Consider the following 25,687-nt stretch of genomic DNA (forward strand, 5'->3'; position numbering starts at 1 on the left):
AATGAAAAGCCGCGCCAGTGCTTGATGCGCTGATCAGAATCAAGACTTCATGAGCTTCTCGAAGGCAAACTGTCTGAAGATGCCCGCCAGACAAGCGGAGAAGGTCTTGAACTTTGCGCAGAAGCTTGGCTGTGCCAGGCACTCAGCGCGCAGCCGCGGGCGTGCGAATCGCGCCTTGCAGCTCGCCGGCGTTTGGCGGCAGCCGGGTGATGCGGCAGCGCTTGCTGCAGCTGAAGTAGTGGTTCGCGCCGTCGATCCGCAGGCTCGCCAGGCCGAATGACTGGATGCGCCACTGCGCTAGGCGGCCGTCCTTCAGGCGCAGTTCCCCTTGGGCACTGCATGGCGACCAGTCGCCTTGCTGGAGATAGGCATTCCAGCTCACCGGCTGGGCGCGAGCGAAGTACTGGCTCACATCGGCAGGGCTCGGCTGGAAACGCTTGCAGGCTGCCGCGGTATCCGGCTGGGCCGACAGACCGGCGTTCACCGCCAGCACGGCCGCCACGCGCGAACGCTTCAGGGGCCGCGGCGTGTCGGACTGCGGGCCGCCTTCGTAGGGGTCCACCGGCGCATCGGCGGCAGGGCTGGGTGGGGGCGGGGTCGGGGCGGCTACGCCGGCAACGTTCGCACTAAGCATGATGCAGACCAAGACGCACAAACGACGAGCCGAGCGGGCGCCCAAGTGAGCAGTGAAGGCACACCCGTGCGCCGCTGGCGTCAACGACCAGCCATCGCGATAGGGCATCTGGATTTGTTCATTCTTTGCGGAGGAGGGGCTGCGCGTAAAGGCGCCGATGCAGCGTCTGCGCTCACCTTAGGACAGCTAATGCGGCCAGCATCGCACGATTGGGGGAGTGATGTTCCCATGCGAGTCGTTGCCTAATGAGAGTTGACCGATGCGCCCCGTGCCGCGACGCCGACGCTATCCACCATCGGGAGTCAGCCTATGGCAGCGTTCCACCGATACGACCTCGAAGATGTGCTCGCCGTCTGGCCACAGGATCTTTCCTGGCGACGCGAGCGCGAACTCGGCGTCCCGCTCATGCGTGCGCCCTATGGCATCAATCTGTATGCAGGCTGCAGTTCCGTTGAGCCAGACGGACTCGCGCTCGGGCGGAGCTGGGAGTACCCGAATGCACCGTTTCGCCTCCTTGGCACGCATTTGACTGAGATCAGCAGCCGCGTAAGTGTGATGCGCGCCCCGATCTTCGCAGAGGCGATGAATGCGCTCTTCCCGACCTACAAGATCACGAATGTCCGGCGGATTGCTGCGTTTCTGGGGCAGACCATCGTTGAGAGTAATGGGTTTGCCGACCTAGAGGAGAACTTGAACTATCGAGCGGAGACCGTTACTCGAATCTTCGGCAACCGGCTGCCCGGCGACGGATCAAAGGCGGAGGACTATGCGCACAACCCCGAAAAGCTGGCCAACCTGGCCTACGCCGGTCGATTCGGAAATGGCGATGCCGCAAGCGGCGACGGTTGGCGGTATCGGGGGCGAGGTCTGATCCAGACCACCTTCAAGGACAACTATGCCGTCGTAGAGCGCGAAACGAAGCTCGGCGTGCTCAGCAATCCCGACCTTCTGCTCCAGCCCTACAACGCCGTGTGGTCCGCTTGCGTATTCTGGAAACAGACAGACCTCAATCGCTTGGCTGATGCGAACAACATCAAGGATTTGACGAAGCGCGTCAACGCGGCAAGGCTCCACCTTGAAGAACGAGTCAACTGCACGGAACGTGCACACCGCGTGCTTGCGCGAGCCTTGGGTTGGACGCGTCGATAAAGACCCTCACCGCTCTTGGAGTGAAGCGAATGGATCGCTCTATTGGCACTTGGTTGATTGGCGTAACGGCAGCCGTGTTTGGATGCGTATCGCACGGTGTCGCGCCTGCCCCTTCGCTTTGTACGGGCGAGGAAAAGGTGGTGTTCACCTGCAAGCTCAAGGCCAAAACTGCCTCGCTGTGTGCAAGTAATGCCGCTGCCGGGGGCGAGCCTGCGGTGCAGTACCGCTTTGGCACACCGCGCAGAGTTGAGTTGCGGTTTCCCTCCGCGCCGCAGCCCGCCGGTGAACTGTTCTGGCTGAGCACGACGATGTACTCCGGTGGCGGCGAGGCACGCATCCGGTTCCGAAATGCCGATACTGACTACATCTTGTTCGATGCGACCACGCGCACGGGCTTCGGTGGCGGGCCGAACAACCCGCAGTTCACGGCCGGTATCGCCACGCGAGTCGATGGCAGGCTGACCTCGGTCAGGACGTGCACCGCCAGTACGCCTTTGGCCTACAGCCTGCTCCCGGGTCTGAAGACTGAGGAATTTGATCCCGACCTGATGCCCTGAGCGCCCACTGCGCCTTGGCTAGTGCGAGCTTGGCGCTCAGCCGCTGAACAGATCCCCGTTGGGCGTACTCGCCGGCGCGGCCAGACCGAAGTGGCGATACGCGCTGGGCGTCGCAATCCGCCCGCGCGGGGTGCGCTGCAGGTAGCCCTGTTGAATGAGGTAGGGCTCGATCACGTCTTCGATGGTCTCGCGCTCTTCGCCGATGGCGGCGGCGAGGTTGTCCAGACCGACCGGGCCGCCCGAGAACTTGTGGATCACGGCTTCAAGCAGCTTCTTGTCCATCACGTCGAAGCCGACGTTGTCGACATCCAGCATCTGCAGCGCGGCCTGTGCGGCGGCCTGGGTGATGGTGCCGTCGCCCTTGACCTGGGCGTAGTCGCGCACGCGGCGCAGCAGGCGGTTGGCGATGCGCGGCGTGCCGCGGCTGCGCTTGGCGATCTCCATGGCGCCTTCGGCCACGATGGGCGTATCCAGCAGGCCAGCGGAGCGCTTGACGATGCGCGCGAGTTCGTCGGCGGTGTAGAACTCCAGCCGCGCGACGATGCCGAAGCGGTCGCGCAACGGGTTGGTGAGCATGCCGGCGCGCGTGGTGGCGCCCACCAGGGTGAAGGGCTGCAGATCGAGCTTGACCGAGCGGGCCGCCGGGCCTTCGCCGATCATGATGTCGATCTGATAGTCCTCCAGCGCCGGGTACAGGATTTCCTCGACCACCGGGCTGAGGCGATGGATCTCGTCGATGAAGAGCACATCGTTCTTCTCGAGATTGGTCAGCAGCGCGGCCAGGTCGCCCGCGCGTTCGAGCACGGGGCCGGAGGTCTGGCGCAGGTTCACACCCATCTCGCGGGCGATGATGTGTGCCAGTGTGGTCTTGCCCAGGCCCGGCGGGCCAAAGAGCAGCACATGGTCCAACGCCTCGGCGCGGCCGCGTGCGGCACCCACGAAGATCTCAAGCTGCTCGCGGATCTTCACCTGGCCGACGTAGTCATCGATGCGCTGGGGGCGCAAAGCGCGTTCCACGGCTTCTTCATTGGGGCTGGTGGACGCGGCTGACACCACGCGGGGCGCGGCTGCGAATTCATCGGTCTGGATGGGCATGGGCGAGAGCATAGCTTTGCATGTCATGCCCTCCGGCCCTGCGTTACGCTCGCCGCTTCGCTTGCACTGGAGGACCCCATGCAATTCACGATGCCGCGCGCGCTGCTGACCCTTGCCGCGCTCCTCATGACCGCTGCGCCACTGGCACAGACGCCTGTGCCGACTCCTGCGCACACCTCTGCCGCCGCCTTGCCCGTAGCCCCCGTTCGCCCCGTGACCGACACCTTTTTCGGCACGCAGGTCACTGACCCTTACCGCTACATGGAGGACGTGAAGGCGCCCGAAGTGGCCGACTGGATGAAGGCCCACAGCGACCATGCGCGCCGCACCCTGGACGCCCTGCCGCTGCGCAAGGAATTCCTGTCTGACCTGCAGCGCTTCGAGTCCTCGGTGAGCGCGCGCGTCACGGAAGTCTGGCGCGCCCCTGGCGATCGCTTCGTCTATCTCAAGCGCGCGGCCGGGGCCAATGCATTCAAGCTCGTCACGCGCGTGGGCCTGCAGGGCGAGGAGACTGTGCTGTTCGACCCGGACACGCTGGCCAGGCAGACGGGCAAGCCCCACGCCATCAACACGCTCGCGGTCTCGCATGACGGACGCCTGGCCGCCTATGGCGTCTCCGCCGCCGGCTCGGAAGCCGCAACGACCTACGTGATCGAGGTCGCCACCGGCAAGGCGCTGGGCGAGCCGATCCCCCGCACGGACTACGGCGCCGTCAGCTTCACGCCGGATGGTCGCTTCGTGGCCTACAACCAGCTGGTCGATCTCAAACCGGGCGCGCCTGCCACGGAGAAGTACCGCAACTCGCGCGCCATGGTGCGGCCGGTGGACGGCAAGAACAGCATCGCCCGCCCGCTGCTGGGCACGGGCCTGCCGGGCAGCACGCTGAAGCCCGATGAGTCGCCCGCCCTGCAGTTCACGGCCGATGGCCGCTGGATGATCGCTGCGATCTTCAATGGCGTGCAGCGCGAGATCATGCTCTACGCCGCGCCGCAGTCGGCGCTGCGCATGCGCACCGCCGCGCCCATTCGCTGGCGCCTGCTGGCCAACTACAGCGACGAGGTGAACGCCTTCACCTACCGTGAGAACCAGGTCTTCACCCTGAGCATGAAGAACGCACCGCGCGGGCGCATCCTGCGGCTGGATCTGCTGGAGTCCAACCCGCGGCGCGACGCCTGGGTGCAGGTGCTGGAGAGCCAGCAGGTCATCACCGGGCTGACGGCTGCGCGCGACGGTCTGTACTTCGAGGCGCGCGACGGCAACGTGAAGCGCCTGTACCGCCAGGCCATGGGCAACAGCCCCACGCCCAATGCCGCGAACCGCAACGCCCCGCCGCCGGTGCAGGCGGTGGCGCTGCCGGTGGCCGGCAACTTCTGGCTTAATGGCTTCGAGTCCAACTGGGAAGCCGGCAACCCGCTGGTGCCCGGTGTACAGATTTTCATGGCTGGCTGGACCCAGGCGCGTCAGCACTACATCGTGGACGAGACCGGCAAGGTCAGCAATTCCGGTCTGCAGCCCGCAGGCGCGCTGGATACGCCGGCAGACATCGTCGCCACCGAGACGCAGTGCAGGAGTCACGACGGTGCCATGGTGCCCATGAGCATCGTGCACCGGCGCGACATCAAGCTCGATGGCAGCAACCCCGTGATCCTGACGGCCTATGCCTCCTACGGCATCACGATCGAACCGGGCTACAGCGTGAACCGCCTGGCCTGGCTGAACCGCGGCGGCGTGTATGCCTTTGCCAACCCTCGCGGCTCCAGCGTGTTCGGCAAGCAGTGGTACGAGGCCGGCAAGCAAACGACCAAGCCCAACACCTGGCGTGATCTGATTGCCTGCGGCGAGCAGCTGATCAGCATGAAGGTCACGAGCCGCGAGCGGCTGGGCATCATCGGCGGGAGCGCTGGCGGCATCACGGTGGGCCGCGCCATGACCGAGCGCCCGGATCTGTTTGCCGCTGTCGTGCCCCAGGTGGGCTCGTTGGACATGGTGCGCATGGAGACCACGCCCAACGGCATTCCGAACATTCCGGAATTCGGCAGCGTGGCCACCGAGCCGGGCTTCCGCGCGCTGCTGGCCATGAGCACCTACCACCAGATCAAGGACAAGACCGCCTACCCCGCAGTGATGCTCACGCATGGGGTGAATGACCCGCGCGTGGAGGTGTGGCACTCCACCAAGACGGCGGCGCGCCTCATGGCCGCCACCAGCAGCGGTAAGCCCGTCCTGCTGCGCCTGGACTATCAGGCTGGCCACGGCGTGGGCAACACGCGCGAGCAGCAGCAGGCCGAGACCGCGGACGTGCTCGCCTTCTTCGCCCGCCACCTCGGCATGGCGGCAGCGAAGTAACGCCTGGGGGCTGATCAGTTGGTGATCAGCCCCAAGGCGATCGCCCACATCACGCAAGCGATCAGCCCGTCCAGCACGCGCCAGGCGGCCGGGCGGGCAAACAGCGGCGCCAACCAGCGCGCGCCGAAGCCCAGCGCCGTGAACCACACGATGCTTGCGCTGACCGCCCCCACGCCAAAGGCCGCCCGCTGATCGCCGGGCTGCTGGCTGGCGATGCTGCCCAGCAGCACGACGGTGTCCAGATACACGTGCGGATTCAGCCAGGTGAAGGCCAGGCAGGCGAGCAGCGCCGTCTTGAGCGAACCCGCGGCGCCATCGGCGGCCTGCATGCTGCCGGGCCGCAAGGCACGCCGAGCCGCCATCGCGCCATAGACCAGCAGAAAGGCCGCACCGCCCCAGCGCGCGGCCTCCAGCAGCACCGTGTGCTGCTGCACCAGCGCGCCCAGGCCGAGGATGCCGGCGCTGATCAGCAGCGCGTCCGACAGCGCGCAGATCAGTACCACCGGCAGCACGTGCGCGCGCGCCAGCCCCTGGCGCAGCACAAAGGCGTTCTGCGCGCCGATGGCGATGATCAGTGCCGCCGAGGTGCCAAATCCGATCAGGGCTGTGCCGGCGAAGGTGTCTGGTGTCATGACAGTTGAGAGAAGCACTTGGAGTGTCCGCCTGCCAGGCAGCGTATTCGGGCTTGTTTTGTTAGGACAGCTAACCTTTCTGAACCGAGTAAAGAAAATCTAACGATTGAGCGAGGACGCCCATGCGACTGGACACTGCCCAACTCGCAGCCTTTGCCGCAGCGGTTCACCACGGCTCCTTCGAGGCCGCGGCCGGCGAGCTGCACGTCACGCGCTCGGCGGTCAGCCAGCGGGTCAAGACCCTGGAGGAGCGAGTCGGGCAGGTGCTCCTGCGCCGCAGCACGCCGGTGGAGGCCACCGCCGCGGGCGAGGCTCTGCTGCGCTACGTACAGCAGGCGCAGCTGCTGGAGCAGCAGGCGCTCAAGCAGATGGGCGCCACCGCAGGCAGCGAGGCGGCGCCGAAGCTCAGCATCGTGGTGAATGCGGATTCACTGTCCACCTGGTTCCTGCCCGCACTGGCGCCGATCAGCGAGCGCCATGGCGCCCTGTTCAACCTGATCGTCGAGGACCAGGACCACAGCGCCGAGCTGTTGCGCCAGGGCCGGGCGCACGCCGCCGTGACGGCCGAGCCGCAGGCCGTGCAGGGCTGCCGGGTGCAAACCTTGGGCACCATGAACTACCTGGCGGTGTGTTCGCCGGCCTTCATGCAGCGCTGGTTTGCCGGCGGCGTGAACGCCGACAGCCTTGCCGTGGCGCCCATGCTGGTCTTCAACGCAAAGGACGATCTGCAGCACCGCTACCTGCGCACCATCACCCGCAGGCGTATCGCACCGCCGCAGCATCGCGTGCCGTCATCGACCGCTTTTCTGGATCTTGCGGGCATGGGCATGGCCTGGGGCATGGTGCCGGAAGCCATGGCGCGCGAGGCTTTGCGGACCGGACGTGTGGTGGAGCTTCAGCCGGGTCAGCCATTGCCTGTCACCTTGCACTGGCAGACCTGGAAGCTGCAGAGCGAGTTGATGCGCGATCTCGCGGCGGCCGTGCGCCAGGCCTTTGGTGCGTCCGATCAGGGGCGCTAGCGCTGGCCAAGGAAGCCTCGTGGAGACACCTTCGATGCACTGAATAGCGCGGACGCACCGCGGCTTCTCTGCGGACCGACCCGGCAGGCAAGCTGCAAAGCTCGTGCGTGAGTGCTGCGCATCCGGCGCGGACACGCCCCTTGGGTCCACACCATGCGCATTGCGCCCTTGCCATTCCACGCTGTGACGAGCTGTGCCGTGTTCGTCCGCCGGTTGCTTGCCGTCACGCTGCTCGCCGCTGCCGGCAGCGCGCAGGCCATCGTTACGCCGGATGTGCCGGAGGCGCAGAAAGTGCCGGTCACGAACCCGAACGCGCCCAAGAGCCCGCAGGACAACAACCCCCAGCGGCGCCACAACATCGAAACTCCGGCGCTGGCCAACCGGCGCCGTGAAGCCTCCTTGCCCAAACCCGGTACCGAAGGCGGCGAACTGACCCTGGCCGCCCTGCAGGAGCTGCTCAAGGACGGCAAGGCACCGCGCACGGGCGAGCTCACGCTCAGCGCAGCCAGCGCCGCACCGGCGAACTCAGGTGCTGCAGCACCGCGATCAGCAGCCCGCGGGGCACCTGCGCGCGGCGCCGTATCACCTGCAACCCAGGTCGCCGGCAAGAGCGCAGATCAGGCTGTGCACTGGAGCTACGCCGATGACGAAACCGGCCCGGCTCACTGGGGCCGCCTGGATCCGCGCTTCAATGTCTGCGCCATCGGCAAGCGTCAAAGTCCGATCGACATCCAGGACAGTGAAGCTCTGCAGATCCCGATGGAGCCCATCCAGTTCAAGTGGGGCAAGGCCCAGGGCAGCGTGGTGCACACCGGCCATACCCTGCAGGTGGATGTTGAAGCCGGGCACAGCATCCACATCCGTGGCAAGGACTTCCGTCTGCTGCAGTTTCACTTTCATCTACCCAGCGAGCATCGCGTGAATGGTCGCGGCTACCCAATGGTGGCGCACTTCGTGCACAAGGCCGACGATGGCCAGCTGGCCGTGGTGGCCCTGCTGATGGATCGCGGCGAGGTGAACCCGCAGATCGCCCGTGTGTGGTCCAGCATTCCGCTGGACAAGGGCGACCGCGTGCGTCTGCCGGCAGACGGTGTTGATCTGGCGGCGCTGCTGCCCGCAGACCAGCGCTACTACCAGTTCATCGGTTCTCTGACCACGCCGCCCTGTACCGAGGGCGTGGTGTGGAACGTGCTCAAGACCCCGGCCACCCTATCGGCCCAGCAGATCGAGACCTTCGCGCGCATCTTCCCGATGAACGCGCGGCCCGTGCAGCCGGGCAACGGGCGGATCGTGAAGTCTGCCCAGTGAGCGCGTGGAGCCGGCGCAGCGCTACTTGCTCAGCGCTTTGAGTGCCAGCTTGATGCCATCGCTCACTGAGCTGCCTGCCGGCACGCTCTTGAGCGCAGCAAGCGCTTCCTTGTCGTTGTAGCCCAGCGCGGTAAGGGCCCGCAGGATGTCGGCGCTGTCGTCGTTCACGGCGGCTGCCGTGGCGCCAATGTCTGCACCCAGCTTGCCCTTGAGTTCGAGCAGCAGCCGCTCGGCCGTCTTTTTGCCGATGCCCGGTACCTTCTGCAGACGGCCGCCCTCCTGCAGGGTGATCGCCTGCGCCAGTTCAGTCACGCTCATGCCCGAGAGCACGGCCAGCGCCGTGCGCGGGCCGATGCCGCTGATCTTGATCAGCTCGCGGAAGGTGGCGCGCTCGGCCGACGTACCGAAGCCGTAGAGCAGCTGCGCGTCCTCACGCACCACAAAGTGAGTGAGCAGCGTGACCTTGTGGCCTGCCTCCGGCAGGTTGTAGAGCGTGCTCATGGGCACATCGATCTCGTAGCCGACGCCGTTGCAGTCCACCAGCACGGCGGGCGGGTTCTTCTCAATCAGGGTGCCTGTGATGCGGCCGATCATGGGGCGTTTGGGGAAGTGTGGTGTAAGCAGCCGTGATTTCAGCACGCCCAAGATGTCGAGCTGGCGCTCGACAAGATGCTCGCACTTTGCACTCGCGAAGACGTCGGCCTGAAGCCGACAAGAAGCATCCCGCGTGGCAGTGCGACACGTCGAAGCGAGCTTTTTCTTCGCCGCCGCAGGCGGCATCTTCGCAAGCGCCCAGCGCGAGCATCTTCGCCACCGCAAGGTGGCATCTTGCCATCAGACCAGCCGCCCGCGCCGCGTCTTCACATCGCCCCGGCGGCCGCGCAGGCCCAGTTGCACGCCAGCCTTGGCGGCCAGGGTGTTGAGCGAGCCGGCCAGCTTGCCCGCGTGCGCGTGAGCCAGGGCGCAGGCCAGGGCGTCGGCGGCATCCGCACTGGGTGTGCCGGGCAGCTTGAGCAGGCGCGTGACCATCTCCTGCACCTGCTCCTTCTTGGCCTTGCCGTAGCCCACCACACTCTGCTTGACCTGCAGGGCGGTGTATTCCGTGACTGGCAGCTTGGCCAGCACCAGTGCCGCAATGGCCGCGCCGCGTGCCTGCCCGAGCATGAGCGTGGCCTTGGGGTTCACGTTCACGAAGACCTGCTCGATGGCGGCGCAGGTGGGCTTGTAGGTGCGCGCCACTTCGGCAATGCCGTGCACGATCTCGTCGATGCGCTCGGCGAGTTCGCCTTCGCTGGTGCGGATGACGCCGCTGGCCACATAGCTCACGTGAGCGCCGTCCACGTCCACCACGCCAAAGCCGGTGATTCGCGAGCCGGGGTCGATGCCGAGAATTCTCATGGGCTGCGACGGTAGCCGGGCTGCGCGCCGCGTCCAAATCGGATGCGCCGCGGCCTTCCCTGCGCGCAGTTGCGAAGGCTTCTCAATCAGCGCTTCGGATTGGGCGGATTGGTGCGCTGCATCTTGGGGTTTGCCCGCTGCTATGGGCATCTTCATGAATTTCAAATTGTCCCTGTGGCGCACGCTGCCTAGCATCGCCTGCGTTGGTGCGCCCCTGCACCAGCTCGACCCAACACAAGGAGATGTAGATGCCCTCCCTCAAAGGTACGAAGACCCACGACAACCTGAAGGCCGCCTTCGCCGGTGAGTCCCAGGCCAACCGTCGCTACCTGTACTTCGCAAACAAGGCCGACGTGGAAGGCCATGCGGACGTGGCGGCGCTGTTCCGCTCCACCGCCGAAGGCGAGACCGGCCACGCGCACGGTCACCTGGACTACCTGGCCCAGGTGGGTGACCCCGCAACCGACATGCCAATCGGCTCGACGACTGACAACCTCAAGAGCGCCGTGGCCGGCGAGACGCACGAGTACACCGACATGTACCCGGGCATGGCCAAGCAGGCGCGCGACGAAGGCTTCGACGAGATTGCCGACTGGTTCGAGACCCTGGCCAAGGCCGAGCGCAGCCACGCCAACAAGTTCGCGAAGGCGCTGGAGTCCGTGAACGCTTGAGTGTTCACCGCGCGTGACTGCGGAAGGCTGGCATTTCAAAGGCCTTTCCGCAGTCTCCATGCGGCTTTCCAGCCAAAAATGCCTGGAAAACCGCATGGATCAAGCGAATTGCCTCCTTGATCGTCTGAACAGCAGTACCCACAACAGCAACAACAGGGACCCTCCATGAGCCAACGCGAAGGCAATCTCGAAGCGCCCACCCGGCACCCGCTGGATTGGAAGAACCCGGAATTCTGGGATGTCGAGAAGCTCAATGCCGAGATGGAGCGGGTGTTCGACATCTGCCACGGCTGCCGCCGCTGCGTGAGCCTGTGCGGCAGCTTCCCCACGCTGTTCGACCTCATCGACGAGGGCCCCACGGGCGAGATGGACGGCGTGAAGAAGGAGGACTACGTCAAGGTCGTGGACCAGTGCTACCTGTGCGACGTCTGCTACATGACCAAGTGCCCCTACGTGCCGCCGCACCCCTGGAACCTGGACTTCCCGCACCTGATGCTGCGCGCCAAGGCCGTGCAGTTCAAGCAGGGCACGCCCACCAAGTCGCGCGACATCACACTCTCCAACACGGATGCCAACGGCAAGCTGGCCGCCATTCCCGTGGTGGCGCAGACCGTGAATGCGCTGGCCAAGATGCCGGCCGTGCGCAAGCTCGGCGAGAACATGATCGGCGTGCACAAGGACGCCTGGGTGCCGGAGTTCACCAGCAGGAAGTTCCGCCCCAACGCTGCACCCAGCCAGCCGCACCCTGTGAAGAATGGCGAGCGCACGCCGGGCAAGGTGGCCGTCTATTCCACCTGCTACGTGAACTACAACGAGCCGGGCATCGGCCATGACTTCCTCAAGGTGCTGGAGCACAACGCGATCCCCTACGTCATCGTCGAGAAGGAGGCCTGTTGCGGCATGCCCAAGCTCGAACTCGGTGACCTGGACAGTGTGGCCGCCAACAAGGAGAAGAACGTCCCGCAGCTGGCCAAGCTCGCGCGCGAGGGCTATGCCATCGTCGGCCTGATCCCGAGCTGCAACCTGATGTTCAAGCAGGAACTGCCGCTCATGTTCCCTGAGGACGAAGACCTCAAGCTCGTGCAGAAGGCGGTGTGGGACCCGTTCAACTACTTGGAAGCCCGTAAGAAGGACGGCCTGCTCAAGACGGAGTTCCCGAAGAGCCTGGGCAACATCAGCTACCACGTGAGCTGCCACCTGCGCGTGCAGAACATCGGCCTGAAGACGCGCGACTTCCTGCAGAGCATTCCGGACACCAAGGTCACCACCGTGGAGCGCTGCTCCGGCCACGCCGGCACCTGGGGCGTGAAGAAGGAATTCCACGAGCGCAGCATGAAGATCGGCAAGCCCGTCTTCCGTCAGATGGAAGAGGCCGCGCCGGATCATGTCAGTTCAGACTGCGCGCTGGCCGGTCATCACATCGAGCAGGGCATGGAGCAACTGAAGGCTGGCAGTGCAGCCGGAAAGGTGGCGCATCCCATCACCCTCGTGCGCAAGGCCTACGGCCTGCCAGACTGAATCCGACCCTCATCCTCCAGAAGCAAAGCTGCCCCCATGAGCACGACCATGAACAAGATCACCCGCGATTCGCTGATGACGCTTGAGGCCTACGCCAAGGCCCGCCCCGAGTTCCGCAAGCAGGTGCTCGAGCACAAGAAGCTGCGCACCGTGGCGGTGGGCAACCACGTCACTCTCATCTTCGAAGACGAACTCACCGTGCGCTATCAGATCCAGGAGATGCTGCGCATCGAGAAGACCTTCGAGGAGCGCGGCATTCTGGATGAGTTGGAGGCCTACAACCCGCTCGTCCCGGACGGCCGCAACTTCAAAGCCACCATGATGATCGAGTACCCCGAGGTGGCCGAGCGCAAGGAAGCGCTGCAGCGCCTCAAGGGCATCGAGCACAAGGTCTGGGTGCAGGTCGAGGGTTCACCCAAGGTCTACGCCATTGCCGACGAAGATCTGGAACGCAGCAACGACACCAAGACCAGTGCTGTGCACTTCATGCGTTTCGAGCTCACCGACGAGATGGCCGCTGCGCTCAAGTACGGCGTCACGCTCTCCGTGGGCGTGGATCACCCGATGTACAGCCAGGCCGTGAGCCCGCTGCCCATCGAGGTGCGCAATGCGCTCGTGAAGGATCTGGCGTGAACGGAACGCCGCTCGACGAGAAGCGCTGGTTTTTCTGGCTGAATCTGTTCGTCGGCCTCGTGCTTGCTTCGCAGATCCTGCGCGTGGCTGGCGTACCGGAGGGCTTTGATCGCAACTGGGCGCAGTGGATCGTTGCGATCGTGACGATCTTGGGCTGCGCGCGGTTCTCGGGTTGGATCGTCTGGCTGATGGTGCTCTGGTTGAAGCCAGAGCTGATCAAAGAGAAGTCTTCGCCTCCAGCTTGAAGCGTCGGTCCGAAGGTCAGGCTGCAAACCGCAGTGTGTTGCGGCCGGCGGCCTTGGCGGCGTACATCGCGTCGTCTGCGCGCTGGATGTATGCGTCCATCGGCTTGCCTGGCAGATGGCCCACAAATGCACCGACGCTGGCGCTGACGGTCAATGCATCCACCGACGCACTGATGCCCTCCAACGGTACCTTCAGGCCTGAGAGGCGCTCATAGAGACGCTGGGCGAGGACCTGCCCGTCGCCGGGTGCGGGCTCCAGCCAGGCAACGCAGAGTTCCTCTCCGCCGATGCGCGCGGCCACGGCGCCTTCAGGCAGGGCCCGGCGAATCACCGCGCCGACTTCCGCGATCACCCGGTCACCGGCGGCATGTCCATGGCGGTCATTGATCTGCTTGAAGTGATCCATGTCCAGCAGCACCACGCACAGCGGGCTGGTGCTGCTGGAGCGCACGAGCAGGCGGCGGCATTCATCAAAGAAGCCGCGGCGGTTGAGCAGGCCGGTCAGCGCATCCTGCGTGGCCCAGCGCACCAGACGATGCACCGCGTTCTGCACGTAGCGCAGCATGGGGCGGAAGATCACGAAGGCCTCAAAAATCAGCGTGATGAGCACCGCCGCCAGGTTCAAGCCGGCGGCCAGTGCCATGCGATCCACCCGCTGCTCGGCCTCGGCGGTGTACTGCGCCACCGCGCGCTCCATGCGCACCGCCAGATGCTCGGTGGCCTCGTCGCGCAGGCGGTAGGCAATCAGGTCACGATCCGGGTATTCGGCCAGCTCCCGGGCGTCGGCGACGAACTTGCGCAGCGAGGCGTCCAGCTCAAAGGGCTTGTCGAAATAGATCGCGCGCAGGGCCGGGCTGAGCTTGGTGGTGAAGCGGCTGGGGTGGTCCGGGTCGACCAACGAGAGGTGCGCGTACTCCATCTCGTTGATCGAGGTCAGCAGCAACTCGCGCGTGGCGTCCGTGGGGGCAACGCTGTAGTCGAGGCCAAAGAGCGCCACGCGGCTGGCGTAGGTCACTTGCTTGGCCGCCACGCTGATCACGGTGGCCGAGGCGCGCTGCTCATCGATCACCTGGCGCAGCAGCCAGTAGCTGGTTGCGCTCAGGATCAGCAGAAGCAGCAGGCAGGCGGTGAAGCCGATGGTCAGCCGCTGCGTGACCGTGTCGCGGACCTCGACCGAGGTTTCCGCGACCGGCTCTGCAGGGCGCAATCCGGGCCAGCGGCGCTTGCTCATGCGGCCTCGCCTGCCAGCCGATCAGTGGCGGAAGTGCCGCACGCCCGTCAGTACCATGGCCACGCCGCGTTCGTTGGCCGCTGCGATCACTTCCTCGTCGCGCATCGAACCGCCTGGTTGGATCACGGCCACGGCGCCGGCGTCAGCCAGCACGTCCAGGCCGTCGCGGAAGGGGAAGAAGGCGTCGGATGCGACCACGCTGCCCTTGATCTCCAGGCCGGCATTGGCGGCCTTGATGGCGGCAATGCGCGCGCTGTCCACACGGCTCATCTGGCCGGCGCCCACGCCCACGGTCATGCCGTCCTTGCAGAAGACGATGGCATTGCTCTTGACGAACTTGGCCACGCGCCAGGCAAAGAGCAGATCACGAAGCTGATCCTTGGTGGGCGCGAGCGTGGTCACGACCTTGAGCTCGGCCTCGCTCATGGTGCGGGTGTCCGGCGACTGGGCCAGGATGCCGCCGCCCACGCGCTTGATGTCCAGGGGGTTCTGGCCGTCGCCCAGGCTCACGGTCATGAGGCGCAGGTTCTGCTTGGCGGCAAACACGGCGCGCGCGGCATCGTCGAAGGCCGGGGCAATGATGACCTCGGCAAACTGCTTGCTCATGGCCTCGGCGCAGGCGGCATCCACCGTGCGGTTGAAGGCGATGATGCCGCCGAAGGCGCTGGTGGTGTCGGTCTTGAAGGCCTTCTGATAGGCGGCCAGTGGGCTGTCGGCAATGGCCACGCCGCAGGGGTTGGCGTGCTTGATGATGACGCAGGCGGGTTCATCCGTGAACTGGCGCACGCATTCCCATGCGGCGTCGGCGTCTGCGATGTTGTTGTAGGACAGTTCCTTGCCCTGAAGCTGGGTGTAGCCAGCCAGCAGGCCCTTGGGTACACCGGCGGTCAGCACGTCTTCATAGAAGGCCGCGCTCTGATGCGGGTTCTCGCCATAGCGCATGTCCTGCACCTTCTTGAACTGCACGGTGAGCACATCCGGGTAGGCGCGTGCATTCTCGGTGCTGCCGTCGTTCGAAAGGCGCGTCAGGAAGTTGGCGATCATGCCGTCGTAGCGCGCGGTGTGGGCAAACACCTTCTTGGCCAGGGCCAGGCGCGTGGCGTAGGTGGTGGCGCCTGCGTTTGCCTTCATCTCATCGAGCACGGTCGCGTAGTCGGCCGGGTCGATCACCACCGTCACGCCGTGATGGTTCTTGGCCGAGGAGCGCAGCATGGCCGGCCCGCCGATGTCGATGTTCTCGATGGCGTCCTCGAACGTCACGCCCGGCTTGCTGATCGTGGCCTCGAAGGGATACAGGTTGACGACCACGAGGTCGATGGTGGGGATGCCGTGTGCCTTGATGGTGTCCATGTGCGCGGGCAGGTCGCGCCGTGCCAGCAGGCCACCGTGCACTGTGGGGTGCAGGGTCTTGACGCGGCCGTCGAGCATTTCCGGAAAGCCCGTGTGCTGGCTGATTTCGGTCACCGGCAGGCCGTTGTCGGCCAGCAGCTTGGCAGTGCCGCCCGTGGAGATGAGCTTCAAGCCCAGGCCGTGCAGGGCGCGGGCAAAGTCGAGCACGCCGGTCTTGTCGGAGACGGAGAGCAGGGCGGTTTGGATGGTCATGAGATGTGTTCCGAGAGCGATTGAATGGAAATCAGAGTTGTTCGAGGTATTCGCTGCGCAGCAGCGCGTACTGCAGTTCGTCGGCCCACTGGCCGTCTTCGCGCGGGTAGCTGCCGCGGAAGTGCGCCTCGCGGCGCCAGCCCAGAGCTTCGAGCAGGTTCAGCGCAGGCACGTTGCGTTCGTCGATGATGGCAACCACGCGGCGCAGGTCGAGCGCGCCGAAGAGCTCGCCCAGCAGGGCCCGTACCGCCTCGCGGGCGTAGCCCAGGCCATGGTGCTCGCGGGCGAAGGTGAAGCCGATCTCGGCCGTGTCGCCTTCGGCATCCAGGTTCACGGCCACATCACCGATCAGCCCGGGGGCGTCCTTGCGCTCCACGGCAAACTGGTTCCACTGGCCGCGCAGCGGTTCGTGCAGCTCGAACATGTCGGCCACCAGCTGCGCCGCATTGGTGCGGCTGTAGGGCAGGCTCCAGCCCTGGTAGCGGGCGATGGCCGGGTCGTTGCGGTAGGCGTGCAGCGCGTCCACGTCGCCCAGCTTGAAGCTGCGCACGATCAGGCGTTCGGTCTCCAGCCGGAAGCTGCCATGCCGCTCATGCCGGTCGGCCCACTTGAGCCATTTGCGCTGCATGGCGCCGGCCACGTCGATCTGGTGGTGGCGGCCCAGCAAAAGCAGCTGACCGAGCACGTCGGCAAACTCGTTTTCGAAGGTGGTGCGCAGGTCTGTTGCGCTCTGGCCGCGGGTGCGCGCCTGGCCCTGCATCTTCAGAGCGGCCTGCGTGAGCTCACCCAGCTCCTCCTGCAGCTTGAGCAGATACCAGCTGTCGCTGCGGTCAAAGCCGAAGTGCTCCGCATAGCGGCGCGATATGGCATCCAGCCGCTCGGTGAGCGCATCGATCTGGGTCAGGTCGGGCAGGCCGGAAGCGGCTTTGATGGGAGCAGGGTGCATCAGAGCAGGCCGTGGTCCGTGAGCTTCTTGCGCAGGGTGTTGCGGTTGATGCCCAGCATCTGCGCAGCCAGGCTCTGGTTGCCGCCGGCGCGGTCCATGACCACTTCGAGCATGGGCTTCTCCGCGGCGCGGATCACCATGTCGTACACGTTGCTGACGTCTTCGCCGTCGAGATCACGAAAGAATTTGTCGAGGTTGCGGCGTACGCAGTCCTCGATGGAGGGGGGATGGCTCATGCGGCTTGAAGTTGTTGGTATCGGAGTTCATCGCCCGCAGCGATGAGCTCGTCGAAGTAGTCAGACACCGCCTGCCACTGGGCCTGCGTATCTTCAATGGGGGTGAGGCGCTGCCAGAAGGCGTCGCTGCCGATCAGGCCCTCGTTGTACCAGCCGATGTGCTTGCGCGCCGTGCGCACGCCCATGAACTCCCCGTAGAAGGCGTAGTGCGCCTCCAGGTGTTCGAGGAGGATGGGCTTGATGGCCGAAGGCTTCGGGTCAGGCTTCAGTTCGCCCGTGGCGAGAAAGTGCGCCACCTGGCCATAGATCCAGGGGCGGCCCTGGCCGGCGCGGCCGATCATCACAGCGTCGGCGCCCGTCAGTGCCAGCACCTGCTTCGCTTTCTGCGGAGAATCGATGTCACCGTTGGCCACGACCGGGATCGACACGGCAGCCTTCACAGCCGCAATGGTCTCGTACTCGGCCTGGCCGGTGTAGAGATCGGCCCGCGTGCGGCCGTGCAGGGTCAGCATGGCAATGCCGGCTTCCTGCGCCATGCGGGCAATCGTCAGTGCATTGCGATGACTGCGGTCCCAGCCCGTGCGGAACTTCAGCGTCACGGGCACATCCACGGCGCGCACCACGGCGTCCAGCAGGCGAGCTACCAGTGGCTCGTCGCGCAGCAGGGCGCTGCCGCAGGCCACGTTGCAGACCTTCTTGGCCGGGCAGCCCATGTTGATGTCGATGATCGCGGCGCCCTTGTCCACGTTGAACTTGGCGGCTTCGGCGAGCATCGCGGGGTCGCTGCCCGCGATCTGCACGGCAATCGGCGCAATCTCGCCCGCGTGGTTCAGACGGCGCGTGGTCTTGTCGGTCGCCCAGAGCTTGGGGTTGCTCGCCGCCATCTCGCTGACGGCATAGCCCGCGCCCAACTGCTTGCACAGCTGCCGGAACGGCCGATCCGTGACGCCGGCCATGGGCGCGACGAACACGTTGTTGGGCAGCAAATGGGGGCCGATGCGCATGGCGCAGACGAGACGTGGGCGGGGGGATTGGGGCCGGGCGGGAAGGCGCGAACTATACCACCCGGGTGCCTAAATATTGTGCAGTTCGCAATGCGTCTGGTACCGCACTACGCGCAATCACCGGCGCATCAACGCCTCAATCTCCGCCACCGTCACCGGCACGCCGCGCGTGAGGTTCTCGTGGCCGCTCTCGGTGACGACGATGTCATCCTCGATGCGCACGCCGATGTTCCAGAAGCCTTCGGGCACGTCCTTGGCGGGGCGGATGTAGAGGCCGGGCTCGACGGTGACGACCATGCCCGCTGCGAGCAGGCGGCGGGCGCGGCGCTTTGCCTCTGGGGCCTCCGGGTTGTAGGGCGCGTTCACGTCCATGTATTCGCCGGCGTCGTGCACATCCAGGCCCAGCCAGTGGCCGGCGCCGTGCATGTAGAAGCGGCGGTAGGCGAGCGACTCGATCGCACCATCCACCGTGCCTTCCAGCAGCTTGAGCTGGATGAGACCATCGGTCAGGGTACGGACGGAGGCATCGTGATAGTCCGAGAAGCGGCGGCCGCTGCGCACGGCGGCAATCGAAGCTTCCTGCGCTGCGAGTACGAGTTCGTAGATGGCGCGCTGTTCGCCCATGAACTTGCCGTTGGCCGGGAAGGTGCGCGTGATGTCGCTGGCGTAGCCGTGCAGCTCGCAGCCGGCATCGATCAGTACGACATCGCCGTTCTTGATTTCAGTGTTGCCGGCGCGGTAGTGCAGGATGCAGCTGTTCGCTCCCGTGCCGACGATGCTGGTGTAGGCCGGGCTTTCCGCGCCCTGGGTGCGGAACTCGTGCAGCAGCTCTGCTTCAAGGTGGTATTCGCGCAGGCCGGGCTTGCAGTGGCGCATGGCGCGCACGTGCGCAGCGGCGGAGATGCGGCCGGCCTCGCGCATGATGGCCAGCTCATGCACGTCCTTGATCAGGCGCATCTCGCCAAGCACGGGCGCCAGATCGCGCACGCTGCCGGGGGCAAGCTGGCCGTTGCGGCTGCGTTCGCGCAAGTGCTCGATGCCCTTGGCGATCCGGCCATCCAGCCCGGCGCCCATCAGTGTCCAGACCGTCGGCTGATTGGCGAGCAGTTCGCGCAGCGTGGCATCGAAGGTTTCGATGTCGTGCGCGGCGGTGAAGCCGAAGAGTTCGCGCGCGGCGGCGGGGCCGTGGCGGTAGCCGTCCCAGATCTCGCGCTCTTCGTTTTTCTCGCGGCAGAACAGGATGCTTTGCGGCTGTTCACCTGCGATGAGCACCAGCGCGGCGCCCGGTTCGGCAAAGCCCGTGAGGTAGTAGAAGTTGCTGTCGAAGCGGTAGGGGAATTCGCTGTCGGCGTTGCGGTGCAGCTCCGGCGCGGCCTCGATGACGGCGACGCCGCCACCGGCGTGCTGCATCTGCGCCAGGAGGGCGGCGCGGCGGCGTTGGTAGACGGCGATGTGCTGGGTGGGGTTGCTCAGGTCCATGGCGGCAGTTTAGGTGCCGCTGCGGTGCTCGGGTGGGCCGCCGATCGGACTCGGCGCTTTGCAGAAATCAAAAATCTGGTTGACCGAAAGCAGATGAATTCACTTCGAAACAAAGTGACTTTCCGCTTGACTGGCGGGATTCTTCGGCCGAATCCGGGTGTTTGATAACTAGGCCGAAAATGACGCAAACGAGTATCCATGCGCCTTTCGACGGCATGGTCGTTCGTCAATGGATCTGCCGAGGCCGGTTCAGGCGAGCGTCCAGGGCATTGAGCTGCTCGGGCGTACCGATGTTGTCCCAGGTGCCGTCGAAGACTTCGCCCGTCACGCGGCCGGCGCGGGCGAACTCGTACAGCCAGGGAAACAGCTTCTTCTTCTCGCCCTTGGGCGTATCGCGGAACAGGGCGGGGTTGAACACGGCGATGTTGCCGTAGGTGTGGCGCGGCGTGGCGTCCGGGGCGATCAGCTCGCCGTCCAAACCCATGTCGCCTTCCGGATGGAAGTCCGGGTTGGGCACGAGCACCAGGTGCGCGTCCGCCTTGCCGGCGGCAATGTCCTCGGCCACGGAGAACAGCGTGCGGTAGTTGTATTCGGTGTAGATGTCGCCGCTCACCACCACGAAGGGGCCGTCGTCCAGCCAGTCCAGCGCGTAGGCAATGCCGCCCGCCGTTTCCAGCGCCTGCGCTTCGCGGCTGTACTTGATGCTGCAGCCAAAGCCTTCGCCATTGCCCAGCGCGTGCTCGATGTGATCGCCCAGCCAGGCGTGGTTGATCACGATCTCCGTGATACCGCTGGCGACCAGCCGGTCAAGCTGCCAGCGGATCAGCGGCTTGCCAGCCACGGAGAGCATGGGTTTGGGCGCGAAGTCCGACAGCGGCTTCATTCGTTCCCCACGCCCTGCCGCCAGAATCATCGCCTTCATTGCATGCCTCTCAGAAGGTGTAGCCAGTCGGCCGGGCGTAGCCCTCGGCCTCGTCAAGAATCTTCAAGAGCGGCAGGAAGATGCGGTAGCGCTCCATCACGGCGCGCGCGTACTTGCTCACCAGCGGCAGGTCCTTCAGATAGCCATCCTTGCCGTCGCGGTGGTACAGGCGGGCAAAGATGCCCAGCACCTTGAGGTGGCGCTGCAGTCCCATGATCTCGAAGTCACGCCAGAAGTCGCCAAAGTCCTCGCGCACCGGCAGGCCGGCGGCGCGGGCGCGCTCCCAGTAGCGCACGGCCCAGTCCAGCTGCTGGTCTTCGGGCCATTCGATGTAGGCGTCGCGCAGCAGGCTCACGAGGTCGTAGCTCATCGGGCCTATGACTGCGTCCTGAAAGTCCAGCACGCCGGGGTTGTGCTCGGCGGTACGCATCAGATTGCGCGAGTGATAGTCGCGGTGCACATAAACCTGCGGCTCGGCCAGATTGACCTTGAGGATCGTGTCGAAAGCGCTCTCGATGGCCTTCATCTGCTCCGCGCTGGCCGGCTTGCCGAGGTGGCGGTCCAGATACCACTCCGGAAACAGCATCATCTCGCGCCTCAGGCGCTCGGCGTCGTAGGGCGGCAGGCTGTCGGCCACCGTGCCACGCTGCAGCTTCACGAGGGCATCGAGTGCATCGAGATACAAGCCGTTGGCTGGCGCCGCGTCAGCGCGCAATGCGTTCAGATAGGTCTGGCTGCCCAGGTCCGTGAGCAGCAGAAAGCCGCCAGCAAGATACTGCTCCAGCACACGCGGCACCTGAATGCCCGTGGCGCCGAAGAGCTGCGCCACGTGAATGAAGGGCTTGCAGTCCTCATGGCTGGGCGGCGCGTCCATGACGATGTAGCTGGCCGCCGAACCCTGCACGCGGAAATAGCGGCGAAACGATGCGTCGGCCGAGGCCGGGGCCAGCGTGTCGCCTTGCAGGCCATACGCCGCGGCTTGGGTCTCAACGAAGGCTTGCACGAGCGGCAGGCGGGGGTCCTGGGCAGGGGCGGAAAGGGCGCTGGCGGCCGCGCCGGAAACAATGGGTGCAGACATGGCCGACTATGATACGCAGCCCTCTCAGGCGGCCCGGCGCTGCGTGGCTCGAGGCCCCGGCGCACAGCGCAGCGTGCGTACGCCGACCGGGCCAGAACCGCGATGCCGCTGCCCGAGGCACGCCGTCCCGTTACCGCAGCGCCTCTGCCGCCTCCTGCCCCCGCCTCCGTGCTTCGCTCCCGACCACATCGCTTGCGCCAGATCATCGACGTGCTGCCCCGCCGGAAGCTGCTGGCGCGCGCCTTGCTGTCGGCCGGCTGCGTGCTCTCGGGCACGCTCGGCCTGGTGCCCGGCTGGATCGGCGCCGCGCAGGCGCAGAGCCCGCTCAGCCCGGTGCTGGCCGCGGGCACGCGTGCGCCGGACATTGCCCAGGGTGTGCGTGAAGTGAGTCCGCGCAAGGACGGCAAGCCGCCTCGCAGCAAGTCGGCCGTGCGCAAGAACGATCCGAATGCGCCCATCGTCGTCGAAGGGCGCGAGATCAGCGGTCGTCTGGACTTCAACCTGCGCCTGCAGGGCGATGCGCGCCTGAGCAAGAACGACCTCGTGCTCAGCGCCGATCTGATCGACTACCTAGTCGTGCCCGATCAGGTCATCATCAGCGGCAGCCCGGCCAAGGTCGAGCGCATTTCGCCCGAAGGCAGCGACACCCTGTTCACGCCGCGCGCGCAGATCGAACTGCTGGCCAACACGGGCGTGGTCGAGCAGGCGCAGATCACGTACGGCCGCATCGGCGGGCGCGGCAAGGCCGATCGCATCGAGCTGCTGGCCCAGCAGGTCACCCGCATGCTAGGCGCGGAATACACCACCTGCCGCCCTGGCGACGACTCCTGGGTGCTCAAGGCGCGCGAGATCACCATCGACCAGATCGAGGGTGAGGGTGAGGCGCGCGGTGCCAAGCTCTACTTCAAGGGCACGCCCATCCTGGCGGCACCCTACATGCCCTTCCCGGTGGATGACGAGCGGGCGAGCGGCTTCCTGCCGCCCTCGCTGGGCATCACCACGCGCACCGGTCTGGACGTGACGGTGCCGATCTACTGGAACATCGCCCCCAACCGGGACTTCACCTTCGAACCGCGCCTGATGACACGGCGCGGCGTGCTGCTGGGCGGCCTGGGCCGCTATCTCGAGCCGTCCTTCGCCGGCAGCGTGCGCGCGGAATGGCTGCCGCGCGACGAGCAGCTCGGCCGCCAGCGCTGGCTGGTGGACGCCGAGCACGCCTGGCAGCCGGAGTTCGCCCGCGAATGGCGCGGCGGCTGGAAGTACCAGAAGGTCTCGGACGACCAATACTTTGCCGACGTGGCCCGCAACGTGGGCAACATCAACACCCTGTTTCTGCCGCGCGAGGGCTACCTGAGCTACACGCGGCCCTGGTGGAACGTGAGCGCGCGCGTGCAGCAGTTCCAGACCCTGCAGGATCCGCTCGCCCCGGTGCTGCCGGCCTACTGGCGCGAGCCGCAGCTCAACTTCAACTATTACCGTGCCGACGTGCGCGGCTTCGTGGCCACGGCCAATGCGGAGTTCGCGCGTTTCAAGCACCCCACGCTCACGGAAGGCTGGCGTGCGTACCTGCAGCCCGCGCTGGAGTACCCCATCGTGGAGCCGGGTTACTTCATTCGCCCGCGCGTGGCCCTGCACATGACGCGCTACGGGCAACTCGAGACACCGGGCGTCATTCCAGGTACCGCCACCAGCCCGCGCAGCGCCAGCCGCACGCTGCCAATCATTTCCGTGGATACCGGACTGGTGTTCGAGCGCGAGCAGGGCATCTTCCTGCCGCATCTGCGTCAGACCCTGGAGCCGCGCCTGTTCTATCTGCGTGTGCCCTACCGTGACCAGAATGCGCTGCCCAACTTCGATTCGGCAGCCACAGACTTCGGCTTTGCGCAGCTGTTCTCGCCCAACCGGTTCTCGGGCAATGACCGCATCAGCGACGCTGATGCACTCACCATGGCCCTGACCAGCCGCTACAGCGATCCCGCCACCGGCTTGGAGCGCCTGCGCCTGCAGATCGGCAAGCGCTTCAACTTCGAAACGCCGCGGGTGGACGTGCCGGGTACCACGCTGCCGGTGCTGCGCAGTTCCGATCTGCTGCTGTCCGCGGCGGGGCGCATTTCGCAGGCCTGGGCGCTGGATACCTCGGTGCAGCTGAACTCGCGGGACAACACGGCAGTGCGTTCCTCCGTCGGGCTGCGCTACTCGCCGGCCGAGCGCAACATCTTCAACCTGACCTACCGCTACCAGCGTGAACTTCTCGAGCAGATCGAGTTCTCCACGCAGTGGCAGCTCGGCGGCAGGTTCTACGCGGTCGCCCGCTGGAACTACTCCATCCGCGAGAAGCGCAGCCCGGAATCCTTGGCAGGCGTGGAGTACGATGCCGACTGCTGGGTGGCGCGTCTGGTGGTCAACCGCTACGCCACGGCCACCGGCCAGGCCAACAACTCCCTGTTCTTCCAGCTGGAGCTGTCCGGCCTCGGCGGCATCGGCACCGATCCGCTCTCCCTGCTCAAGCGCAGCATTCCCGGCTACAGCAAACTCGATTCGCAAAGATCATGGTCGTCTCGCACCGAATGACCGCACCCCTGAGTGCGTTCCTGGCCTCATTGGCTGTTCTGGCCGCATCGGTCGCACCGGCGATGGCGCAGACCCAGGTCTCGCCCCAGCTCAGCACGCCGGCCGCCAGCCAGCGCGTCGCGGCGGACAGCATCGTCGCCGTGGTGGGTACCGAAGTCATCACCCGCCGCGAGCTGGCCCAGCGCGTGCGAAATGCTGAACTGCAGCTGCAGCAGCAGGGTACGTCGCTGCCTTCGCGAGACGTGCTCGAGCGCCAAGTCCTGGAGCGCGCCATTACCGATCGATCCATCGTGCAGTGGGCCCGAGAGAACGGCATCCGGGTGGACGAAGGCACCGTGGATACGGCCTTTGCCAACATTGCGCGCCAGAATGGCCTGAGCGTCGACGGTTTCCGTCAGCGCCTGGAGCGTGAAGGCATGGACGTGCCGCGCTTCCGCCGTGACCTGCGCGAGGAAATCTTCATCTTCCGCGCCCGGGAGCGCGAAGTGGACAGCAAGGTCAATGTGAGCGAAGCCGAAGTGGACGCCTTCCTGGCCCAGGAAAGCGGCGCTGCTGCAGGTGAGACCGAGCTCAATCTTGCGCAGATCCTGATCCGCCCGCGCTCCGAGTCTGCTGCAGACGTGACGGCTGCGCGCGAACGCGCCCAAGCCCTGTTCGAACAGGCCCGCGGCGGCGCAGACTTTGCGCAGCTGGCTCGCGCCAACTCCACCGGCCCCGAGGCTGACAAGGGTGGCGAGTTCGGCTGGCGTACCACCGACCGCATCCCCGAGCTGTTCACCCGCAGCGTGGCCAACCTGCGCAATGGCGAAGTGGCCGCGCCCGTGCAGAGCGGCGCCGGCTTCCACGTACTCAAGCTGCTCGGCCGCCGTGCTGCGGGCTCGGGCGGCTCGGCCAACGCCGAAGCGGTTCAGACCAAGGTGCGCCATATCCTGCTGCGCGTCACACCGGAAGTGAACGAGGCGGAAGCCCAGCGTCGCCTCACCGCCATCCGCGAGCGCATCGTCAACAAGCAGGCCACCTTTGAAGAACTCGCCAAGACCTTCTCTGCGGACGGTTCTGCCGCGCAAGGCGGTGATCTGGGCTGGGCGATGTCTGGCGACATGGTGCCCGAGTTCGAAAGCGTGATGAACCAGTCACGCCCCGGCGAAGTCTCGCAGCCTTTCCGCAGCCAGTTCGGCTGGCACATTCTTGAAGTGACTGATCGCGCCAAGCGCGCGATCCCGGTCGAGAAGCAGCGCCAGCTCGCCCGCAACGCCCTCCGCGAGCGCAAGGTGGAAGAGCAGTACGTCGACTGGGCGCGCCTGATCCGCGACCGCACCTACGTCGAGAATCGGCTCGAGACAGCCGCCGCTGCGGCGCCCGCTGCAGCTGTGCGCTGAGCCGGCGCCGCTCGGCCGACAAACGCTTTCGCTG

At 65.9% G+C, this 25,687-nt stretch carries 24 protein-coding genes; 11 read left to right on the forward strand and 13 right to left on the reverse strand.

The genetic code is table 11. From position 1 onward, the window contains the following. Positions 1–142: 142 nt before the first annotated feature. A complete protein-coding gene (locus ACMDW7_RS04605) occupies positions 143–634 on the reverse strand; it encodes a hypothetical protein (RefSeq protein ID WP_377305166.1) in 492 nt (163 codons plus the stop codon). Positions 635–943: 309 nt separating this feature from the next. Between ACMDW7_RS04605 and ACMDW7_RS04610 the strand changes: the two genes are divergently transcribed. Together ACMDW7_RS04610 and ACMDW7_RS04615 are read left to right on the forward strand one after the other, a co-directional pair. Then, positions 944–1,783 (forward strand): glycoside hydrolase family 19 protein, encoded by an 840-nt coding sequence (locus tag ACMDW7_RS04610; protein WP_377305164.1) that lies wholly within the window; start codon positions 944–946, stop codon positions 1,781–1,783. A gap of 29 nt (positions 1,784–1,812) precedes the next feature. After that, complete coding sequence (locus tag ACMDW7_RS04615) at positions 1,813–2,340, forward strand: hypothetical protein (protein WP_377305162.1); 528 nt, start codon at positions 1,813–1,815, stop codon at positions 2,338–2,340. 36 nt (positions 2,341–2,376) lie between these two features. Here the strand turns inward: ACMDW7_RS04615 and ruvB are convergent, their stop codons facing one another. Beyond that, on the reverse strand, positions 2,377–3,435 hold the full coding sequence (gene ruvB, locus ACMDW7_RS04620) for a Holliday junction branch migration DNA helicase RuvB (RefSeq protein WP_377305160.1): 1,059 nt from the start codon (positions 3,433–3,435) through the stop codon (positions 2,377–2,379). 78 nt (positions 3,436–3,513) lie between these two features. Between ruvB and ACMDW7_RS04625 the strand changes: the two genes are divergently transcribed. Next, positions 3,514–5,781 carry a prolyl oligopeptidase family serine peptidase gene (locus tag ACMDW7_RS04625; RefSeq protein WP_377305159.1) on the forward strand — a complete coding sequence of 756 codons (2,268 nt, stop codon included), beginning with the start codon at positions 3,514–3,516 and terminating at the stop codon, positions 5,779–5,781. A gap of 14 nt (positions 5,782–5,795) precedes the next feature. On the opposite strand, the gene ACMDW7_RS04630 is transcribed toward ACMDW7_RS04625, so the two are convergent. After that, positions 5,796–6,413: a LysE/ArgO family amino acid transporter gene (locus ACMDW7_RS04630; protein ID WP_377305157.1), complete on the reverse strand. Its 618-nt coding sequence runs from the start codon at positions 6,411–6,413 to the stop codon at positions 5,796–5,798. A gap of 122 nt (positions 6,414–6,535) precedes the next feature. Between ACMDW7_RS04630 and ACMDW7_RS04635 the strand changes: the two genes are divergently transcribed. Both ACMDW7_RS04635 and ACMDW7_RS04640 read left to right on the forward strand, forming a co-directional pair. Next, on the forward strand, positions 6,536–7,432 hold the full coding sequence (locus tag ACMDW7_RS04635) for a LysR family transcriptional regulator ArgP (RefSeq protein WP_377305155.1): 897 nt from the start codon (positions 6,536–6,538) through the stop codon (positions 7,430–7,432). Between the two features lie 153 nt (positions 7,433–7,585). Further along, positions 7,586–8,740: a carbonic anhydrase gene (locus ACMDW7_RS04640; RefSeq protein ID WP_377305153.1), complete on the forward strand. Its 1,155-nt coding sequence runs from the start codon at positions 7,586–7,588 to the stop codon at positions 8,738–8,740. A gap of 21 nt (positions 8,741–8,761) precedes the next feature. Here the strand turns inward: ACMDW7_RS04640 and ruvA are convergent, their stop codons facing one another. Both ruvA and ruvC read right to left on the reverse strand, forming a co-directional pair. Continuing rightward, positions 8,762–9,334 carry a Holliday junction branch migration protein RuvA gene (gene ruvA, locus ACMDW7_RS04645; protein WP_377305151.1) on the reverse strand — a complete coding sequence of 191 codons (573 nt, stop codon included), beginning with the start codon at positions 9,332–9,334 and terminating at the stop codon, positions 8,762–8,764. A gap of 240 nt (positions 9,335–9,574) precedes the next feature. Beyond that, positions 9,575–10,138 (reverse strand): crossover junction endodeoxyribonuclease RuvC, encoded by a 564-nt coding sequence (gene ruvC, locus ACMDW7_RS04650; protein WP_377305149.1) that lies wholly within the window; start codon positions 10,136–10,138, stop codon positions 9,575–9,577. Between the two features lie 248 nt (positions 10,139–10,386). Between ruvC and ACMDW7_RS04655 the strand changes: the two genes are divergently transcribed. The 4 genes from ACMDW7_RS04655 (at position 10,387) to ACMDW7_RS04670 (ending at position 13,205) form a co-directional block, all read left to right on the forward strand. Next, positions 10,387–10,809 carry a rubrerythrin family protein gene (locus tag ACMDW7_RS04655; RefSeq protein ID WP_377305147.1) on the forward strand — a complete coding sequence of 141 codons (423 nt, stop codon included), beginning with the start codon at positions 10,387–10,389 and terminating at the stop codon, positions 10,807–10,809. Positions 10,810–10,974: 165 nt separating this feature from the next. Then, positions 10,975–12,327, forward strand: coding sequence for a heterodisulfide reductase-related iron-sulfur binding cluster (locus ACMDW7_RS04660; RefSeq protein WP_377305145.1), 1,353 nt, complete (start codon positions 10,975–10,977; stop codon positions 12,325–12,327). 36 nt (positions 12,328–12,363) lie between these two features. Beyond that, positions 12,364–12,960 carry a DUF3501 family protein gene (locus ACMDW7_RS04665; RefSeq protein ID WP_377305143.1) on the forward strand — a complete coding sequence of 199 codons (597 nt, stop codon included), beginning with the start codon at positions 12,364–12,366 and terminating at the stop codon, positions 12,958–12,960. Next, positions 12,957–13,205: a hypothetical protein gene (locus tag ACMDW7_RS04670; RefSeq protein WP_377305141.1), complete on the forward strand. Its 249-nt coding sequence runs from the start codon at positions 12,957–12,959 to the stop codon at positions 13,203–13,205. Before ACMDW7_RS04665 ends, ACMDW7_RS04670 begins: the two co-directional genes overlap by 4 nt. 16 nt (positions 13,206–13,221) lie before the next feature. Here ACMDW7_RS04670 and ACMDW7_RS04675 read toward each other — a convergent pair whose 3' ends face one another. From ACMDW7_RS04675 to ACMDW7_RS04710, 8 genes are all read right to left on the reverse strand, one after another. Then, positions 13,222–14,436: a GGDEF domain-containing protein gene (locus ACMDW7_RS04675; protein WP_377305139.1), complete on the reverse strand. Its 1,215-nt coding sequence runs from the start codon at positions 14,434–14,436 to the stop codon at positions 13,222–13,224. Between the two features lie 21 nt (positions 14,437–14,457). After that, positions 14,458–16,038: a bifunctional phosphoribosylaminoimidazolecarboxamide formyltransferase/IMP cyclohydrolase gene (purH, locus tag ACMDW7_RS04680; RefSeq protein WP_377305138.1), complete on the reverse strand. Its 1,581-nt coding sequence runs from the start codon at positions 16,036–16,038 to the stop codon at positions 14,458–14,460. Between the two features lie 31 nt (positions 16,039–16,069). After that, positions 16,070–16,984, reverse strand: coding sequence for a GNAT family N-acetyltransferase (locus tag ACMDW7_RS04685; RefSeq protein WP_377305136.1), 915 nt, complete (start codon positions 16,982–16,984; stop codon positions 16,070–16,072). Beyond that, positions 16,984–17,220, reverse strand: coding sequence for a Fis family transcriptional regulator (locus tag ACMDW7_RS04690; RefSeq protein ID WP_377305134.1), 237 nt, complete (start codon positions 17,218–17,220; stop codon positions 16,984–16,986). Before ACMDW7_RS04690 ends, ACMDW7_RS04685 begins: the two co-directional genes overlap by 1 nt. Continuing rightward, complete coding sequence (gene dusB, locus ACMDW7_RS04695; protein WP_377305132.1) at positions 17,217–18,224, reverse strand: tRNA dihydrouridine synthase DusB; 1,008 nt, start codon at positions 18,222–18,224, stop codon at positions 17,217–17,219. The genes ACMDW7_RS04690 and dusB overlap by 4 nt, the downstream gene beginning before the upstream one ends. A 117-nt stretch (positions 18,225–18,341) precedes the next feature. Next, on the reverse strand, positions 18,342–19,697 hold the full coding sequence (locus ACMDW7_RS04700) for an aminopeptidase P N-terminal domain-containing protein (protein ID WP_377306132.1): 1,356 nt from the start codon (positions 19,695–19,697) through the stop codon (positions 18,342–18,344). A gap of 232 nt (positions 19,698–19,929) precedes the next feature. After that, complete coding sequence (gene murU, locus ACMDW7_RS04705; protein ID WP_377305130.1) at positions 19,930–20,625, reverse strand: N-acetylmuramate alpha-1-phosphate uridylyltransferase MurU; 696 nt, start codon at positions 20,623–20,625, stop codon at positions 19,930–19,932. 10 nt (positions 20,626–20,635) lie between these two features. Continuing rightward, entirely contained in the window at positions 20,636–21,703 is a 1,068-nt protein-coding gene (locus ACMDW7_RS04710) for an aminoglycoside phosphotransferase family protein (protein WP_377305129.1), read from the reverse strand. 192 nt (positions 21,704–21,895) lie between these two features. Between ACMDW7_RS04710 and ACMDW7_RS04715 the strand changes: the two genes are divergently transcribed. Next, positions 21,896–24,274, forward strand: a complete 2,379-nt coding sequence (locus ACMDW7_RS04715) for an LPS-assembly protein LptD (protein WP_377305127.1) — start codon at positions 21,896–21,898, stop codon at positions 24,272–24,274. Continuing rightward, a complete protein-coding gene (locus tag ACMDW7_RS04720) occupies positions 24,271–25,653 on the forward strand; it encodes a peptidylprolyl isomerase (protein WP_377305126.1) in 1,383 nt (460 codons plus the stop codon). Before ACMDW7_RS04715 ends, ACMDW7_RS04720 begins: the two co-directional genes overlap by 4 nt. Positions 25,654–25,687: the final 34 nt, after the last annotated feature.

Source organism: Piscinibacterium candidicorallinum (genome assembly GCF_047549485.1).
Classification (GTDB): domain Bacteria; phylum Pseudomonadota; class Gammaproteobacteria; order Burkholderiales; family Burkholderiaceae_C; genus Piscinibacterium; species Piscinibacterium candidicorallinum.